13 protein-coding genes and 1 pseudogene are annotated in these 15,469 nt (G+C 63.0%); 2 read left to right on the forward strand and 12 right to left on the reverse strand.

Features of this window, described 5'->3' with window-relative positions; translation table 11 throughout:
- Nucleotides 1–14 precede the first annotated feature (14 nt).
- The 10 genes from RUH75_RS10360 to RUH75_RS10405 all read right to left on the reverse strand — a co-directional run bounded on the left by RUH75_RS10360 (nucleotide 15) and on the right by RUH75_RS10405 (nucleotide 10,988).
- The gene (locus RUH75_RS10360; RefSeq protein ID WP_313805498.1) at nucleotides 15–677 is read right to left on the reverse strand and encodes a peroxiredoxin-like family protein; all 663 of its coding nucleotides are present in this window, start codon (nucleotides 675–677) and stop codon (nucleotides 15–17) included.
- 222 nt (nucleotides 678–899) lie between these two features.
- Nucleotides 900–1,691 carry a class II aldolase/adducin family protein gene (locus tag RUH75_RS10365; RefSeq protein WP_313805500.1) on the reverse strand — a complete coding sequence of 264 codons (792 nt, stop codon included), beginning with the start codon at nucleotides 1,689–1,691 and terminating at the stop codon, nucleotides 900–902.
- An 82-nt stretch (nucleotides 1,692–1,773) separates the two neighbouring features.
- Nucleotides 1,774–2,712, reverse strand: coding sequence for an ABC transporter substrate-binding protein (locus RUH75_RS10370; RefSeq protein ID WP_313805502.1), 939 nt, complete (start codon nucleotides 2,710–2,712; stop codon nucleotides 1,774–1,776).
- Complete coding sequence (locus RUH75_RS10375) at nucleotides 2,702–5,269, reverse strand: TonB-dependent receptor plug domain-containing protein (RefSeq protein WP_313805504.1); 2,568 nt, start codon at nucleotides 5,267–5,269, stop codon at nucleotides 2,702–2,704. The genes RUH75_RS10370 and RUH75_RS10375 overlap by 11 nt, the downstream gene beginning before the upstream one ends.
- Before the next feature lie 123 nt (nucleotides 5,270–5,392).
- On the reverse strand, nucleotides 5,393–6,364 hold the full coding sequence (locus tag RUH75_RS10380) for an ABC transporter substrate-binding protein (protein WP_313805506.1): 972 nt from the start codon (nucleotides 6,362–6,364) through the stop codon (nucleotides 5,393–5,395).
- A 1-nt stretch (nucleotide 6,365) separates the two neighbouring features.
- Complete coding sequence (locus tag RUH75_RS10385) at nucleotides 6,366–7,454, reverse strand: LLM class flavin-dependent oxidoreductase (RefSeq protein ID WP_313805508.1); 1,089 nt, start codon at nucleotides 7,452–7,454, stop codon at nucleotides 6,366–6,368.
- Nucleotides 7,455–7,472: 18 nt separating this feature from the next.
- The gene (locus tag RUH75_RS10390; RefSeq protein ID WP_313805510.1) at nucleotides 7,473–8,747 is read right to left on the reverse strand and encodes a rhodanese-like domain-containing protein; all 1,275 of its coding nucleotides are present in this window, start codon (nucleotides 8,745–8,747) and stop codon (nucleotides 7,473–7,475) included.
- Entirely contained in the window at nucleotides 8,744–9,370 is a 627-nt protein-coding gene (locus RUH75_RS10395) for a cysteine dioxygenase (RefSeq protein ID WP_313805512.1), read from the reverse strand. The genes RUH75_RS10390 and RUH75_RS10395 overlap by 4 nt, the downstream gene beginning before the upstream one ends.
- Entirely contained in the window at nucleotides 9,367–10,167 is an 801-nt protein-coding gene (locus RUH75_RS10400) for an ABC transporter ATP-binding protein (RefSeq protein WP_313805514.1), read from the reverse strand. The genes RUH75_RS10395 and RUH75_RS10400 overlap by 4 nt, the downstream gene beginning before the upstream one ends.
- 2 nt (nucleotides 10,168–10,169) lie before the next feature.
- Nucleotides 10,170–10,988, reverse strand: a complete 819-nt coding sequence (locus RUH75_RS10405) for an ABC transporter permease (RefSeq protein WP_313805524.1) — start codon at nucleotides 10,986–10,988, stop codon at nucleotides 10,170–10,172.
- Nucleotides 10,989–11,344: 356 nt separating this feature from the next.
- Between RUH75_RS10405 and RUH75_RS10410 the strand changes: the two genes are divergently transcribed.
- Nucleotides 11,345–12,181 (forward strand): LysR substrate-binding domain-containing protein, encoded by an 837-nt coding sequence (locus RUH75_RS10410; RefSeq protein ID WP_313805516.1) that lies wholly within the window; start codon nucleotides 11,345–11,347, stop codon nucleotides 12,179–12,181.
- A 51-nt stretch (nucleotides 12,182–12,232) separates the two neighbouring features.
- Here the strand turns inward: RUH75_RS10410 and RUH75_RS10415 are convergent, their stop codons facing one another.
- Together RUH75_RS10415 and RUH75_RS10420 are read right to left on the reverse strand one after the other, a co-directional pair.
- Entirely contained in the window at nucleotides 12,233–13,177 is a 945-nt protein-coding gene (locus RUH75_RS10415) for a D-isomer specific 2-hydroxyacid dehydrogenase family protein (RefSeq protein WP_313805518.1), read from the reverse strand.
- A gap of 1 nt (nucleotide 13,178) precedes the next feature.
- Nucleotides 13,179–13,764 (reverse strand): annotated as a pseudogene (locus tag RUH75_RS10420) (acyl-CoA dehydrogenase family protein); the annotation flags it as partial.
- Between the two features lie 364 nt (nucleotides 13,765–14,128).
- Here RUH75_RS10420 and RUH75_RS10425 point away from each other — a divergent pair.
- Complete coding sequence (locus tag RUH75_RS10425) at nucleotides 14,129–15,340, forward strand: acyl-CoA dehydrogenase family protein (protein ID WP_313805520.1); 1,212 nt, start codon at nucleotides 14,129–14,131, stop codon at nucleotides 15,338–15,340.
- Nucleotides 15,341–15,469 lie beyond the last annotated feature (129 nt).

The raw sequence follows: 15,469 nt of genomic DNA on the forward strand, positions 1-15,469 counted from the left end.
CCGTCCTCATCGAATCAACCGCGATGCTGATCGATCCGATGCAGGATCGCCTCCGCCTCCGGCCGGTCGAGCCAGTCGGGGCTGACCTGCAACCAGCGCAGAATGCGCCCCGGTCCCACGAGCAGGAAAGCAGGCTGCGGCAATTCCCAGCTGTTCGTGCCGGTCACTTCACCGATCCAGCCCGGCGGCGCGGGCGAAGGGCGTTCATCGGGCTGGAAGCTGATATGCAGCAGGCGCGCCAACCTGTTATCGGCATCGGTCGCCACGAAATAGGGCAGATCATGCCGCTCCTTGATTTCACGCAGCAGAGGAGACGGCTGCGGGCTGAGCGCGACCAGCGGAATGCCGCGTTGTTCCAGACCGGGGAAAAGCGTGTCCGCATAATAGGGCAAGGCGATGTTGCAGGCCGGACAGCCGGCAAAACGGAAGAAGACGAACAATGCCTCCCCATCGCCGGTGAGTTGGTCAAGGCTCAGCGTATCGCCATCGACCTCTTCGAAGGACAGAGGCGGCAGCTCGGTGCCCGGCTGGGCCGCCGCCGCGGGATCGAACCGCTCCAGCAAAAGCCTGCGTTGCCGCGCATTGCCCTCCAGCTGAGCCGGGGACCAGTTCCTCTCGCGCTCCGCCTGCAAGGCGGCATAGCGGGTCTTGAGCGTGTCATTGATTGTCGTGGCCATGATAGTCTCCTTCGCGCCGTGCCGGCCCTTTTTGGCGAGGGCCCACGACCGCCGCCAATGAGACTTGCCCCGTCAATCACGAAGAATGTTCATAGATGACAGGTCAGGCCGCATCGCAACGGACATCATCCTGTTCATGGCGATTTGCCCGGATATGCAGGCCCGGACAGACTGCGATCCAAGGATAGGATTGCAGTTGGCGCTGGGGCATATCGGCTCCTGTCAGGCGTCGAAGCCGGGCGACTGGCGCCGCGCCTTGCGAAGCGCGGCATCCCAGACGAGGTCGTGATGGGATCTGGCGCCCTCGACAGGCTTGCGTTCGCGGCTGATCTGCTGCCGCACCTCCTCCTGCGCCGCTTCGGGCGCGATCAGCACCTTGTCGCGGCCGATGGCGAGGGTGCGCACCTGCGCCTTGCAAGCTTCCTCCAGATGATAGATGCCGCTGAACGCCTCCCCCGGGGAAGCGCCCAGCGCCAGCGTGCCATGGTTGCGCAACAGCATGACCTTCGTTTCGCCAAGGTCGGCCACCAGCCGTTCGCGCTCGTCCAGATTGAGCGCGACGCCTTCATACTCATGATAGGACAGGCGGGGGATCAACGCGAGCGCACGCTGGTTGAGCGGCAGCAGCCCTTCGGCATGGGCCGACACCGCCATGCCGTCGGCACTGTGGAAATGGGCGATATAATGGGCATCTTCCCGCGCGCCATGGATCGCGCTGTGGATCACATAGCCCGCATAGTTGATGCCATAATCATTGTCGCCAATGACATTGCCGTCCAGGTCGACCTTCACCAGACTGGATGCCGTGATCTCATCGAACATCAGGCCGAAGGGATTGATCAGGAAATGATGTTCCGGCCCCGGCACACGTGCGGAGATATGGGTGTAGATGAAATCGTCCCAGCCATGGAGGGCGGACAGGCGATAAAAGGCGGCCAAATCGACGCGGACCTTCCATTCCACTTCGCTGATGCCTGAATGGCGGAAACGGTTATCCTTCAAGACTGTGGCCATGGCGATGCTCCTTTGCGTAGGATTTTAGGGATGCGGCAGGGCGCCGCCCAATGAGGATCTCTGAAGGGTCGATGAGCGCCGCTCAGGCTGGATAGATGCCCGGATCGACCAGCGACGCCACATCGACACGCGACGGCAACTCTCCATCGGCATGAAAGCGGTCCACGACGCGCTGCAATGGCTGGATCACCGCGGCATCGGGCGGGATGAGCAGCGGGTTCTGGCGCTCGACGATCAGGGCGGCCAGTTTCGGATCGACCCTGGTTTGCCGGGCGAAGAGCCGGGCATAATCGGCGGGATGAGCCTGCGACCACATGCTGGCCTTGCGGAAACGGGCCACCACGTCGCGCAGGGCCTCCCGCTTCGCCGGATCATCCAGCGCAGCCTGCGACGCGGCGATCAGGGTCAGGCCGGTATTGATCCCCTGCCCGTCGCGCAGCACCCGCGCGCCGTGCTGCTCCGCCGCGATCTGATAGGTGCCGAAAGTCGCCCAGGCCTCGATCCGCCCGGCGGCAAAGGCGGCGGCGGCATCATGGGGCAGCATGAAGCCGATATCGACCTCGCGCCGGTCAAGTCCCGCTTCCTTCAGCGCTTCGAGCAGCAGATAATGGGAAATGCTGCCCCGCGCGCTGGACACGATCACGCGCTTGCCGGCCAACCCCGCGACCGATCGGATCGGGGAGCCGCCCGGCACGATGATGCCGATATCCCTGGTGGAGGAAAGCGACCCCGCCACGATCTTGAGCGGCACTCCCGCCGAAGCGGCCAGCACCACCGGCAGGTCGCCCGCCGGAGCGGTGTCGACCGCCCCGGCGTTGAGCGCCTCCAGCAAGGGCGCGGCACCCACGAAATTGGCCCATTCCACATCATAGGAAAGATCGCCCAGCGCGCCTGCCGCCTCCGCCTTGGACTGGAGCAGATGGACCTGATCGCCCAGCACCAGCCGGATGCGTCCGCTTTTCCTCCCGCAGGCGGCAAGGCCCAGTGCACCGGCCAGGAAGGTCCGGCGATCAGAAAGCAAGCGCGATCCGTCCATAATAATAACCACCCGCCGGGTTGAAGGGCGACGGGCCGTAATAGCCCTGTCCCGTCTGGGGATTGCCCGGCCCGTTGGTTTCCGGGCGGACGTCGAACAAATTGGTGGCGCCGATCGAGAGGGTGGCGAACGCCGTCACCTTCGCACTGATGCTGGCGTCGGTGATGATCTTCGCGCCAAAATGCCGGTCGTCGCCTGCCGCCGTGCGCTGGGTATATTTGCCGTAGCGGGTGGCGGTGAGGTTAAGGCCGAACAGGCCCCTGCTCCAGTTCAGCGTGCTGACCAGCTTGCTATGCGGCTGGAGCACTTCCAGTTCCCCGATCTTGTCGCCGCCAAAGAAGACCGATCCCGCGCCCAGCAGCGAAGCTCCGGTGGCGCTGAACAATTGGGAAGGCGTGGCGACCACGTCCGTCACCTTGGTCTTCGAATAGTTGAACGCAAAGGTCAGGCCCAGCTTGCCCAGATCGCCAAGGTTCCTTGAATAGTCAGCGACCAGATCGAAACCCCTGGTGGTCGTATCGGCGGCGTTGATGAAATATTCGGCCTGTTCGATATCGGCCAGGCCATTGGCGGCGAGGATGGCGGAAATGCCGGTGCCGAACAGGCGGCCGGTGCGTTCGATCCGGTTCTTGATGCGGATATAATAGCCGTCCAGCGTCACCGACAGTGACGGCGCGGGCGTGAACACGAAACCAAGCCCCGCATTCCAGGTCTTTTCCGCCTTCAGCGGTTTGGCGCCCAACAACTGGCCGACGGTCGAGTCCGCCGTCACCAGCTTGGCGACGGTGGGCCGCAATTCCGTCTGGCCGGTCGCCGCGTTGAAGTAGGAGGATGTGCGCCCGTCGGTCTGGGCATAGCCGATCTGCGTCAGCGACGGCGCGCGGAAGCCGGTGCCCACCGTCCCGCGAATGGCGAAGGCCGGGCTGAATTCATAGCGGCTGTTGAGCTTCAAACCGACCGGGCTGCCTGACCCGTCGCTATAATGTTCGGCACGGACCGCAGCGCCGATATACCAGGCATCGAGCGGATAGATGCCAAGATCGACATAGCCCGCATAGACCTTCCGGCTGATGTCGGCTTCATCGGCGGGCGACAGCACGATCGCCCCCTGCACCACCGGCGAGGCACTGACCCCGACATTCCAGTCATATTGCTGATCCCCCGGCTGAAAGCGATAGGTCGCCGGTTCATAAGCCAAGGGATCGCCCGCGAAAGTCCGGAAGCGGTCGAGCCGATATTCGCCGCCGACCGAGATTTGCAATGGCCGGGCGAGGCCGACCTCCACTTCCCGATGGAGATCGACATTATGGGTCCACTGCCGAAACTCGAAATTGGCAAGATTGGGCCAATAAGTCGGGCTGTCCGGCCCCAGGGACGGCCGCACCGACAGTTTCGAATATTGATGGCTATAGTTACGGCCGAAGGAGGAACTGACATCATAGTCCCAGCCCCAGAGTACACCCTTCAGGCCGCCGACGATCTGGAAATCATTCTCATCGATATTGTTGAGCGGATAATAGCCATCGGGGAACAGCGCCGTGAAATTGGCGGTGCTGTTGGGACGGCGGAAATTATTGCTGATCTGCGCGTCCCGCTCGCCATAGGTGCCGAAACTGTAGAGGGTGGCATTTTCCGTCACCGGCAATTGCGCATTATAGGAAAGGTTGAACGCCTTGATCTGCGGATCGCCATTATGCGCGCCGTCGCGGCTCCACTGCGCGTTGCGGGTGTTGGCAGCGGCGATATTGGCCAGCACCTGATCGCGGGTCAGGCCGCTGCTCGCGACAACCTGATCGACGGTTCGGTTTGCAGGCAGGCCATAGATGTTGCTATCGGTCGCTGGCAGGTTCCACCATGCCCCGCCGCGTTTACGGATATCACCGCTCAGCGTCAGGAAACCGCCGTCATTCCCGATTTTCGTGCCATAGCGGATCGTGCCCTTCCAGCTGTCGGGCCTGCCATTGGCATCATAGAGCGTGCCATAAGTGAAATCGCCGCTCAGACCCTCTTTTTCGGTCAACTGGATATTGATGACCCCGGCAATGGCATCCGTGCCATATTGTGCGGCGGCGCTGTCCTTCAACACCTCGATCCGGTCGATGGCGCTGGTGGGGATAAGGTCGATATCGACCGGATTGGCGCCCGATGTATCGGCGGTCGAATTGTTGAGGAAAGCGCCATTATGCCGCCGCTTGCCGTTGACCAGCACCAGCGTATAGGCGGGCGCCAGCCCGCGATTGGTGACCGGACGGCCGATCGAGAACACGCCCGCATGGGTCGCCCCGAAATTGAGCGAGGGCAACAGCTTGGACAGCGCCTCGCCAAATTCGGCCGATCCGGTCGCCTGCAACTTCTCCGCGCCGACAACGTCGATCGGCGCCGGACTTTCCGCGACCGTGCGCGGCGCGCCGCGCCCGCCGGTCACAATGATGGTACCCGCATCGGCGGCATCGGCCGTGGCAGTCTGCGCGAACAGGGACGCCGGCGTCAGCAACGCCCCCGCAAGCGCAGTGGAGCAAAGATAGAAGCGATGATGATTCATGGATATATCCCCCGTTTGTGGGGTCCGTTTATTTTCTATTAAATTGATTGAGAAATGACTTCGCTATCGGATCCATGAGTAAATCTGAACATCAGATCTGCTTGGGCGGGACAAAGCCCCGCTTCACCCGCCCTTGCCATCATCACCGCCGAAACTATTGTCGAAAGCATCCGTAACAGCGCGCTTGCCATCGGTCAGGCCGGCTTTCTGGAAGCGCTGCGTAATGTCCTGCTCATGCGCGATAATCTTGCCGTCGATCGGTTGCGACACGCGGTTGTTGCGGTCGAAACTGGCGCGGGCGATGTCGATCGGCAGGCCGGTTTCCTTGGCCAGAACCTGCGCAAAGGCATCCGGATGCGCCCGCGCCCAGGCGACGGCCTTCGCCTCCCGCTTCAGGAAATCGGCCAGCATGGCCCGCTTGGGGCCGATGGAATCGGCATGGGCGATGTCGATGTAGAGCGGCAGGCCATAATCTTTCGCGTCGACCACCGCCCGCGCGCCCTCCTTGATCGCGACATTGGTATAGGGCGTCCAGGTCGCCCAGGCGTCGATCGCGCCGCTGTCGAAGGCCGCCTTGGCATCGCCGGGCGGCAGGAAAGTGACGCGCACCCTGTCCGCCGCGATCCTGGCCCGCTCCAGAGCCTGAAGCAGCAGATGATGGCCGATCGACCCGCGCGTGGTGGCGACCGATCGGCCGATCAGGTCCTGCGCCGATCGGATCGGCGAGCCATTTTTCACCACGATGGCGAGCGCCTCTCCGACCTGAGCGGCCGGTGCCTGAACCGCGATCGCCTTGATCGGGCTGCCGCTCTGATAGGCGAAGATGAAGGGCGCGTCAGCGGCGAGGCCAAGGTCCGCAGCGCCTCCGCCCACCGCCTCCAGCAACGGTTGCGCGGCAGGAAATTCCGACCATTCGACCGTGTAGGGCGCGCCCTTCAGTACGCCCGATGCCAGCATCATCGCCTTGACCTGTCCCTTCTGATTGGCAACGCGAAGCAACTTGTCGTCGTCGCCGCCAAATTTCGCGGCGGCAAGGCCAAAGCCCGCCGCCGCCGCCAATACTACCGCGATGATGACACCCCTGTTTTTCGCCATGTCAGCCCGCCAGCGCCGGACGGGCTTCTTCCCGCTCGGCCACCTTCCGCCGCACGACAGGCAGCAATTCCCGGCCGTACAGGATGGCGTCGCCCAGCGGATCAAAGCCACGGATCAGGAAATGATCGATGCCGATATCATAATAATCGAGCATGGCGTCGGCCACCTGTTCCGGCGTGCCGACCAGCCCCGTGCTGTTGCCCGCCGCGCCGGTCAACGCCGCCACCCCAGTCCACAGCCTCTTGTCACGCCGATTGACGCTCGCAGTTTCCAGCAGCCGGAGCGAACCGGCATTGGGCGGACGATGGCCGGCCAGCGGCAATCCGGCAGCGGCACGGTTTTCGCGCACCTGCTCCTCAATCTCCCGCGCGCGCTTCCATGCCGCTTCCTCCGTATCCGCGATCACCGGGCGCAGCGAGAGGGAGAAACCCGGATCGCGCCCAAAGCGCGCCGCCGAACGCCGCACCTGCCGAACCGTGTCCTGCACCGCCTCCAGCGTTTCGCCCCAAAGCGCATAGACATCGGCATGGCGTCCGGCCACGTCGATCGCTTCAGGCGAGGAACCGCCGAAAAAGACCGGCAGATTGTCGGGCTTGATCGCGCTGAACGCCTGTTTGACATCGTAAAACCTGCCCTGATGGTCAAAGGGCTGGGTCGCCGTCCATTCCTGCCGGAGGATGGTCAGATATTCGTCGGTGCGGGCATAGCGCTGCGCCTTCACGCTTTTCGTGTCGCCATCGCGCGCCATTTCCTCATCGGCGCCGCCGGTGATGATATGCACCGCGACGCGCCCGCCCGAAAGCTGATCCAGCGTCGCCAGCTGCCGCGCCGCGACGGTCGGCTGGGTAAAACCGGGCCGATGCGCAACCAGAAAACCGAGCCGCGTGGTGATTGCGGCGGCATGGGCGGCAACGATCTGACTTTCCGGACTGTTGGAACCGAAGGGGATCAATACGCGGTCGAAGCCGCCCTCCTCCTGCGCCTTGGCCGCTGCCTCGACATAATCCCTGTCGAGCGCGCGGCTGCGCACGGCCGACTGGATTTCCGAACCATTATTGAAGCCGATATAGCCGATGAACCTGACGCTCATTTTGCGTCCTTTCCCAATTTAGATAATGAAAAAGCCGTGCGTGCCGTCGCGCTCCAATTGGGCAACGAGGCCATATTCCCAGTCGAGATAGGCCTGCATCGCAGCCGCCTTGTTGTCGGTGCCCTCATAAGGGCGCTTGTAGCGTCCCTCCGGCCCACGCGGACCGGGCGCGCCGTCCGGCCCCTTTTCCAGAACCACCGCCGACCAATCGACGTCGAGCACAAACACCTCCCACCCCAGCTGGGCAAGCCAGGAGGCGGTCATGTCGGCGCGCGGCCCCAGATCGTCCGTGACAACGATGCGCGCGCCGCGCACCGGGGCATTATGGTCGGTTTCCTGCACCAGCTGGCCACCCTGCGCATTGCGGAAGCCGGGCAGATGGCCGCCCTCATATTCCCGCGGCTGCCGCACGTCATAGAGATAGAGGGTACGGCCCGTCTCCGCCTTCAACGCCTCCAATTCCTCCCAACCAATGCGCTTGACGCCGGCGCGATAGGCGACGTCGCGGGCATGGGCGCGCGCCTCCTCGACCAAGCGGCTGTCGACCTCCGGCGCGACGCGGCTCTGGCCGGTTTCCAGTTCCTGCCCTGCCAGCGTCCAGCCGATCGTGCCGTTGCGCAGCGCGAAGATCCGGTTGGGCAGGCCCGCATTGACCAGCGACTGGGTGCCGATGATCGACCGCGTCCGGCCGGCGCAATTGACGATGATGCTGGTGTCGGGATCGGGCGCGATGCTCCGGGCGCGCAATACCAGTTCCGCGCCGGGCACGCTGGTGCCGGTCGGGATGCTCATCGTGTGATATTCATCGTAGCGGCGGGCGTCGAGGATCGCGATGTCAGCCTTTTCGCGGATCAGCGCCTGCACTTCCTCCGCCGCCAGCGAGGGCGTATGGCGGCGGTGCTCGACCAGTTCGCCAAAGGCCTTGGAATAGCTGTTCACATCCTCGAACAGCTCATAGCCCGCATCCCGCCAGGCGTTGAGGCCATCCTCCAGCTCGCGAACATCGCTATAGCCCAAACCCTCCAGCCGCACGGCCGCCTTGCGCGCCAATCCTCCGCCATCGTCATAAACGATGATCGGCGTGTCGAGCCGGGGAATTCGCCACCGCGCTTCCGCATCGATCCGGCGCAGCGGAATCTGCGCGGCGAAGAGAGGGTGACCCTGCGCGAAATCATGTTCCTCGCGCACGTCGATCAGGGCGATTTCGCTGCCCAGCAACAGAGCGCGGCGAATATCCTGCGGCGTGGCGGTCAAAGTGCGGTCGCTTATACGATCCAGCGTGTCGGTGGTCATGCGCTTCTCGATCTGTCCCAGAGGTTGGGGATCACGCTGTTGGCGTAACCCGATATGAAGGTTTTGGGCGTGCCGTCGGGCGCATAGGTCGCCCGCTCGACCGCGCCGATATTGGCGCCATAGACATGGATGCTGATGGAGGGCCGGTCGCTCAGCGCATTGGTCACGCGATGAATGTCCCCGATGCGGGGCGACACGGCATCGACCTGCCGCTCATGCAGGATATCCTCCCCGGTCGCGACCAATCCGCCCGATGGCTGGCGGCGAAAACGCTCGACCTTCTCGGCGCCGCGCAACACCCCCACCAGGCCCCAGACGGCATGGTCATGCACAGGCGTCGATTGCCCGGGTCCCCAGACAAAGCTGACGACGCTGAATCGCTCACGACTGTCGCAATGGAGCAGATATTGCTGGTAACGGTCAGGATGCGGCCGGGTAAATATTTCGGGCAGCCAGTCATCCCGGGCGATCAGGCGGGCCAGCAGCGCGCGGCCGCTTTCCAATATCGCGCGCTCATCGCGCGTGGCCGCCAGCAGATCGGCAAAGGCGGTGACGAAACCGCGCAGGCGTCCAATGTCCGTACCGCCCTCTACAGGCCGGTCGATCGCGGCAAGGGCATTCATTCCGCCGCCTCCGCATAGCGGCCGAAGGGCAGAACGCCCTCCCCATGATCCTCTCCGCCCAGATAGGATAGCAGCTTTTCGCGCAGGCGACCGGAAAGGCCGGCGCGTTCGCCGCGCGGAGCCGCGATCCGCTCCTGCGCGACAATGCGACCCCTGTCGAGCACCAGCACCCGGTCGGCAAGGGCGATCGCCTCTTCGACATCATGGGTGACGATCAGCACGGCGGGCCGGTGCGCGCGCCACAGCGACAGCACCAGATCATGCATCCGGTAGCGGGTGAGCGCGTCCAGCGCGGCAAAAGGCTCGTCCAGCAACAACAGCCTGGGTTCGCGCACCAGCGCGCGGGCCAGCGCGACACGCTGCGCCTCGCCGCCCGAAAGCGTCAGCGGCCAGGCATCGAGCCGATGCCCAAGGCCGACCTCCTTCAGCGCCGCCTCGCTGCGATCGCGCACCTTGTCGCCCTTCAGGCCGAGCGCGACGTTCTTCCACACCGGCTTCCACGGCAACAGACGGGCGTCCTGAAACACCACGGCGCGGGAGTCGGGCACGTCCACATCCTGCCCGCGTACTTCATCAAGGCCAGCCAACGTGCGCAGCAACGTGGTCTTGCCCGAACCCGACCGGCCAAGCAGCGCGATGAACTCGCCCGGCGCGATGTCCAGGTCCAGGCCATCGATGATCGTGTTGGCGCCGAAGCGGCGGACGAAGTTGCGCAGCCTGACTACAGGTTCCGGGTGCGGCTGATCGCGGTGGTCGGCGGCGCTTTTCAGGGCGGTAAATCCGAGGCGGGCGTCCATGCTTATTGCTCCACTATGCTGGGGCGCCAGATCAGGGCGCGGGCTTCGACGATGCGGACCAGCCAGTCGGCCCCCAGGCCGAGGATGGCGTAGACCATGAGGCAGACGACGATGATGTCGGTCCGCATGAAATCGCGGGCATTGTTGATGAGATAGCCGAGGCCGGCCGAGGCGTTGATCTGCTCGGCGACCACCAGGACGAGGATGGCGACGGACAGCGCATAACGCAGCCCCACCAGCAGGGATGGCAGCGCGGAAGGCAACACGACATGCCAGACCTGCTCCCAGCGGCTGAGGCCGAAGCTTTTCGCCGCGTCCAGCAGGCGCAGGTCGACGCCGCGGATACCGCTGTAGAGATTGAGATAGACCGGAAAGACGGAGGCAAAGGCGATCAGCGCGACCTTGGGCGTCTCGCCAATGCCGAACCAGACGATGAACAGCGGCGTCAATGCAAGCACGGGGATGGTCCGCTTGATCTGCATCAGCGGGTCGACCGCGAGTTCCCCGGTGCGCGAAAGCCCGGCGACCAGACCAAGGGCCAGACCCAGGCCGATCCCGATCAACAGCCCGGCAGCCACGCGGGCGAAGGACACCAGCAGATTGGCGGGCAATTCGCCCGACCACAGCATTTCGGCCAGCGTGCCGATGACCGCGGAGGGCGCGGCCAGCGTACGCTCCGGGATCAGGCCGCTGCGCGATCCCAATTCCCAGAGCAACAGCAGCAGAACGGGCGAAAGCCAGCGCCCGCCGAAGCGCGCCAAGGAAGATGTCTGGCCGCGGGATGGCTCCGGGCTACGCCTGTCCAATGTCAGAACCGTCATCAACTCGCCCTCTTTGTGATAAGGCAAGCCCAACATGATTTCTCTACTAATTCAATTAAGTTTTATTCGCGCCATCTATGAGCGATGATGATAGACAGCGATCGACTGCGGCAAAGGCGCCGCCAGCCGCAGAAAATGGCGGCTTTTCGGCGTTCGATCGTTTTCCGCGAAGATTTTCCTGGCCCCGTTAAATCTCTACTAATTTGATTGATATATGAGGATTGGCGATAAGGCCTGCTTCCCGTTCCCGGCATCGGCCTGGATGCTCCAGGCCTTTGTTTTTCCGCGTTTTCCGAGTCGGTAAGTCATTCTACCTGCTTCGAAACCGCTCTATGTTTCATTCATGGAGTTTCTGCATGCCGGTCAACCTACCTACCAATTTGTTGCGCAGTTTCGTTGCCATCGTGGATACCGGATCGATGCTGAACGCATCGGAGCAGGTGTTTGTGACCCAATCGGCACTCAGCCTTCAGATCAAGCGACTGGAGGAACTGGTGCAACAAACGCTGTTCCTGCGGGAGGGACGGCGGCTGAACCTGACCTCGGCCGGGGACGTGCTGCTCGATTATGCGCGGCGCGTGCTGCTGCTGCATGATGAGGCGGTCGCCGCGGTCAGCGCGGGCCGTTTCGCCGGGCCGGCGCGGATCGGCATGGTCCAGGATTTCGCCGACAGCCTGCTCAGCGGCCTGCTGTCGCGCTTTTCCGAACTGCACCCCGATGCGCAAATCTATGCACGGGTCGCCGGAACCGCAGAGCTGCAGACCTTGCTGGAGCGGCGGGAACTGGACATTGTGCTGGGCTTTGCCGCACCCAACGACCCCCATGCGGTGACGGTCGCGCCGATGAGTTGGTATGGCGACAGCGCGCTGGTGGATCGCGAAGTGATCCCGCTCGCCGTGCTGGAGGAGCCGTGCCGCTTCCGCGAAGCCGCCATAAGAGGGTTGGAGGATGCGGGCCTGCAATGGCGGATTGCCGTGGAAACGCCCAATCTGGCGACGCTGAAGGCGGCGGTGGGCGCTGGATTGGGCCTGACCTGCCGCACCCATTTATTCCTGGAGGACAGTGAAGCGCTGGAACATGAGCGGCTGCCGCCACTGCCGCGCGTCGCTGCCATCCTGCGGGCCGGGGACAAGCTGGACAAGGCGGCACAACGGCTCGCGGAGCTGGCGCGGGAGACGGTTCAAACGCTTTAACCCTGACAATGCGTCATTCCAGCGAAGGCTGGGATGACGATTCCTCAACCGTCAATAGCCCCGCGCCGGATCGACGATGTCGCTCGGCTTTTCTCCCCGGACGAAGCGCGAAAGATCGTCATTCACCTTTTCCAACAACCGATGGCGGATCAGGCCGTAATTGCTGGAAATATGCGGCGTCAATCGCACGCGCGGGTGGCTGTAGAGCGCATGACCTTCGGGCAGCGGTTCCGGCTCGGCCACATCCAGCGTCGCGAAGCCCAGCCGGCCCCGGTCCAGCGCATCGATCAGCGCATCCTGATCGATCACGGACCCCCGGGCCACATTGATGATATGGGCGCCCGGCTTGATCCCCGCGAACAGGGCTTCATTGAAGAGGTGCCGGGTTTCCGCGGTTCCCGGCACGGCGATGACAATATGGTCCGCCTCAGCCACCAGAGTCTTCAGATCGCGGACATGCTGCACGCCGCTAATGCCCGATTGCGCGCCGCTACGCCGCAAGCCGACGACCTGCGCGCCAAGCGCCAGACCGCGCCGCGCCACCGCGGCCCCGATCGCGCCAAGTCCGACGATGCCGATGGTCGTCCCCGAAACGCGGCCCAAGGAAGCCTGGGTCCACTGGTCGCGCGAGCGAACCGTCACCGCTTCCAGATTCTTGGCATAGGCGTAAATGGCGGCGATCACATAGTCGGCGATCTCCTCCGACGCGACGCCGCGTCCGCATGTGACCAGCGGCGCTTCCAGCAGCCAGTCGGGATAGAAATCCACCCCTGCCGACGCGCTGTAGACCCATTTGAGCCGCCCCGGCCATATGTCAGGCCGCGCATGCGCGCATTGCCGCCAGGCAAGCGAAGGCCTTACCAGCAATATGTCCGCTTCGTCGGCGGCGGTCCAGGGTTCATCCTCCGCCACGTCGATCAGCGTCGGGCCCGATGGGTGCCTGCCCAGGCTGCGGTTGAAATCGGATTCCAGCTGGCTGGCGATGATCAGGGACATGTCAGTTCGCCAGCGCGGCCCGTCCTGCCGCAATCAGGATAGTGTCGTTCTGCGGCGAATGGATACGGCTGCACAGCACGTCGCGATAGTGGCGCTCCAGAGGATTTTTCCGGCTGACACCCGGATTGCCGGTAAGTTCCAGCCCAATCTCCACCGCGCGGATCGCCCGCGCCCGCCGCCCATTGTTCAGGCAGGCGGATGTCGACCGCATGATCGAATGGAACCGGCGTAGCAGTGAAATGCATTGCATGGCTGACCGTCGCGCGCATTCCCAGATGGTCCCAGGCCTGTTCGATGGCGACACCCGGACTGTCGGAACGGACCAGGAAATTGCCGACGCGCGGAGTTTCCTCATCGGTTTTCGCCCAGACCCAAAACCAGTCGAGGCCGGTCGATCCGGTCGAATAGATTTTCGTGCCGTCGATCACCCAACCGTCCGCCGTGCGCCGGGGCACCGTCGCGGGCAGGCCGCCGATCAGTCCCCGCCCCTGCACGGCATGCTTCGCCAACTGCTCGTAGATCCGCCGCGGCCAACCCCGCGTCCGGGCGGGAGTCGCATGGTAATGATAGGTCATCATTATCATGACTTAGGACAGCGCCGAAGGCTCAGCCAAAAGCCACGGATTTCCGTAGCCTCCTTCATTTTGCTGAGGCGAAATGACCTTTTCAAGAAAATTCGCGATAAACATGCTCGCTTGCTCCGGCCAAGATATTGCCGCTGCTCAAGCTGATGGCGGCTATGAGGGAAAAGAAACGATATCCGATGCAGACTGCATCCACATCTGAATATTTCTCAATCGAAAAAGTAGATCATTTAGTTGTCCTCATCTCACGATGGTACCATGTGGATGCGTTCAAGCGTTCAGGTCATTGCTAAGGAGAACGGCCAGTGATCATCATGCACGTCGGGCGCGCGATCGCGTCAATTCGTTGCCTGCGTCCTCGGCAGCCGTGACCCCCGTTTCCGATCTTTCCTTTAAAAAATACGCTGGACGAATAATGGCTACAGCCTCCGACCTACGACCCATCCCGGTAACAAACGAAACGCTTGCCATTTTGCAAAAGCGTTTCGCGAAGACTGCCGCTGAACATGACCGGGACGGTTCCTTCCCTTTCGCAAACTTTGCTGCTCTGCATGAGCATGGGCTGCTTGCGCTGCCCATCGCGCCCGAGAAGGGCGGCCTGGGCGGGGGGCTTGCTGAGGCGAGCCATGTGGTGGCGGAGATTGCAAAGGGCGATCCTTCGACGGCACTCGTCCTCATCATGCAGTATATGGTACATGCTGGTGCTAAGTTTAACGACCGCTGGCCCAGGCATCTGCGCCGCCATCTCGAAGCTGAAGCCGTCTCGCGCGGAGCGCTTGCAAATGCGCTGCGCGTAGAGCCCGAACTCGGGACGCCTTCACGTGGCGGTCTACCCGTCACTACGGCGCGACGCGATGGAGATGGCTGGCGGATTTCCGGTCACAAGCTCTTTTCCACCGGAAGTCCTATCCTGAGCTATATGATTATATGGGGCCGCACTGAAGGCGACGATCCGCAGGTCGGCTATTTCCTCGTGCCTGGCGACAGCCCCGGCATTCGTATCGAGGCAACCTGGAACCATGCCGGGATGCGCGCGAGCGGTAGCCATGACGTTATTCTGGAAGACGTGGCAATCCCGTTCGATCATGCGGTGGACTTGCGTCGACCGAATGAATGGAATGAGGAAAATTCGGTTCAGGTTGCGTGGATGGTGGGCCTTATGGGCAGCCTTTACAATGCGGTGGCCCAACAAGGCCGGGACTGGTTCGCTCAGTTCGCACAGACCCGGGTACCCACCAATCTGGGCGCCCCCCTGTCCTCGCTCTATCGCTATCAGGAATTACTGGGCCGCATTGACGCACTCCTGTTGAACAATCGCCTCCTGCTAAAGGACCTAGTTCGTCGTACTGAAGAAGGAGCACCGCCGCCTGCATCGGAAACGCTTCTGATTAAATATCTCATCACCGGCAATGCAATTGATGCCGTGGCTCTGGCGATCGAGGCCACTGGCAATCCGGGACTGACCCGCAATAATCCGCTCGAACGGCACTATCGCGACGTGTTATGTAGCCGCGCCCACGCACCGCAAAATGACTCGATCCTAACTCTTGCCGGACGCACTGCATTCAATCAGCGCTGAACCATCAAGCTGGAAGCTGCCGATATAGTTGCACGGCGGCGCAACTCTCCACCGCGCGGGTCCAACCAAGTAGATGGACGGCTCGAAGAACCGAGTGATTTCGGCGTGATGGCGTAGCAAGGAGCGCGC

This window comes from Sphingobium sp. (assembly GCF_032153725.1).
Lineage (GTDB): Bacteria > Pseudomonadota > Alphaproteobacteria > Sphingomonadales > Sphingomonadaceae > Sphingobium.

Excerpts from the sequence above, each read along its gene's own strand:
- RUH75_RS10360 (WP_313805498.1), bottom strand. The coding sequence starts at position 677 with ATGGCCACGACAATCAATGACACGCTCAAGACCCGCTATGCCGCCTTG.
- RUH75_RS10365 (WP_313805500.1), bottom strand. The coding sequence starts at position 1,691 with ATGGCCACAGTCTTGAAGGATAACCGTTTCCGCCATTCAGGCATCAGC.
- RUH75_RS10375 (WP_313805504.1), bottom strand. The coding sequence starts at position 5,269 with ATGAATCATCATCGCTTCTATCTTTGCTCCACTGCGCTTGCGGGGGCG.
- RUH75_RS10380 (WP_313805506.1), bottom strand. The coding sequence starts at position 6,364 with ATGGCGAAAAACAGGGGTGTCATCATCGCGGTAGTATTGGCGGCGGCG.
- RUH75_RS10385 (WP_313805508.1), bottom strand. The coding sequence starts at position 7,454 with ATGAGCGTCAGGTTCATCGGCTATATCGGCTTCAATAATGGTTCGGAA.
- RUH75_RS10390 (WP_313805510.1), bottom strand. The coding sequence starts at position 8,747 with ATGACCACCGACACGCTGGATCGTATAAGCGACCGCACTTTGACCGCC.
- RUH75_RS10395 (WP_313805512.1), bottom strand. The coding sequence starts at position 9,370 with ATGAATGCCCTTGCCGCGATCGACCGGCCTGTAGAGGGCGGTACGGAC.
- RUH75_RS10400 (WP_313805514.1), bottom strand. The coding sequence starts at position 10,167 with ATGGACGCCCGCCTCGGATTTACCGCCCTGAAAAGCGCCGCCGACCAC.
- RUH75_RS10405 (WP_313805524.1), bottom strand. The coding sequence starts at position 10,988 with ATGACGGTTCTGACATTGGACAGGCGTAGCCCGGAGCCATCCCGCGGC.
- RUH75_RS10410 (WP_313805516.1), top strand. The coding sequence starts at position 11,345 with ATGCCGGTCAACCTACCTACCAATTTGTTGCGCAGTTTCGTTGCCATC.
- RUH75_RS10415 (WP_313805518.1), bottom strand. The coding sequence starts at position 13,177 with ATGTCCCTGATCATCGCCAGCCAGCTGGAATCCGATTTCAACCGCAGC.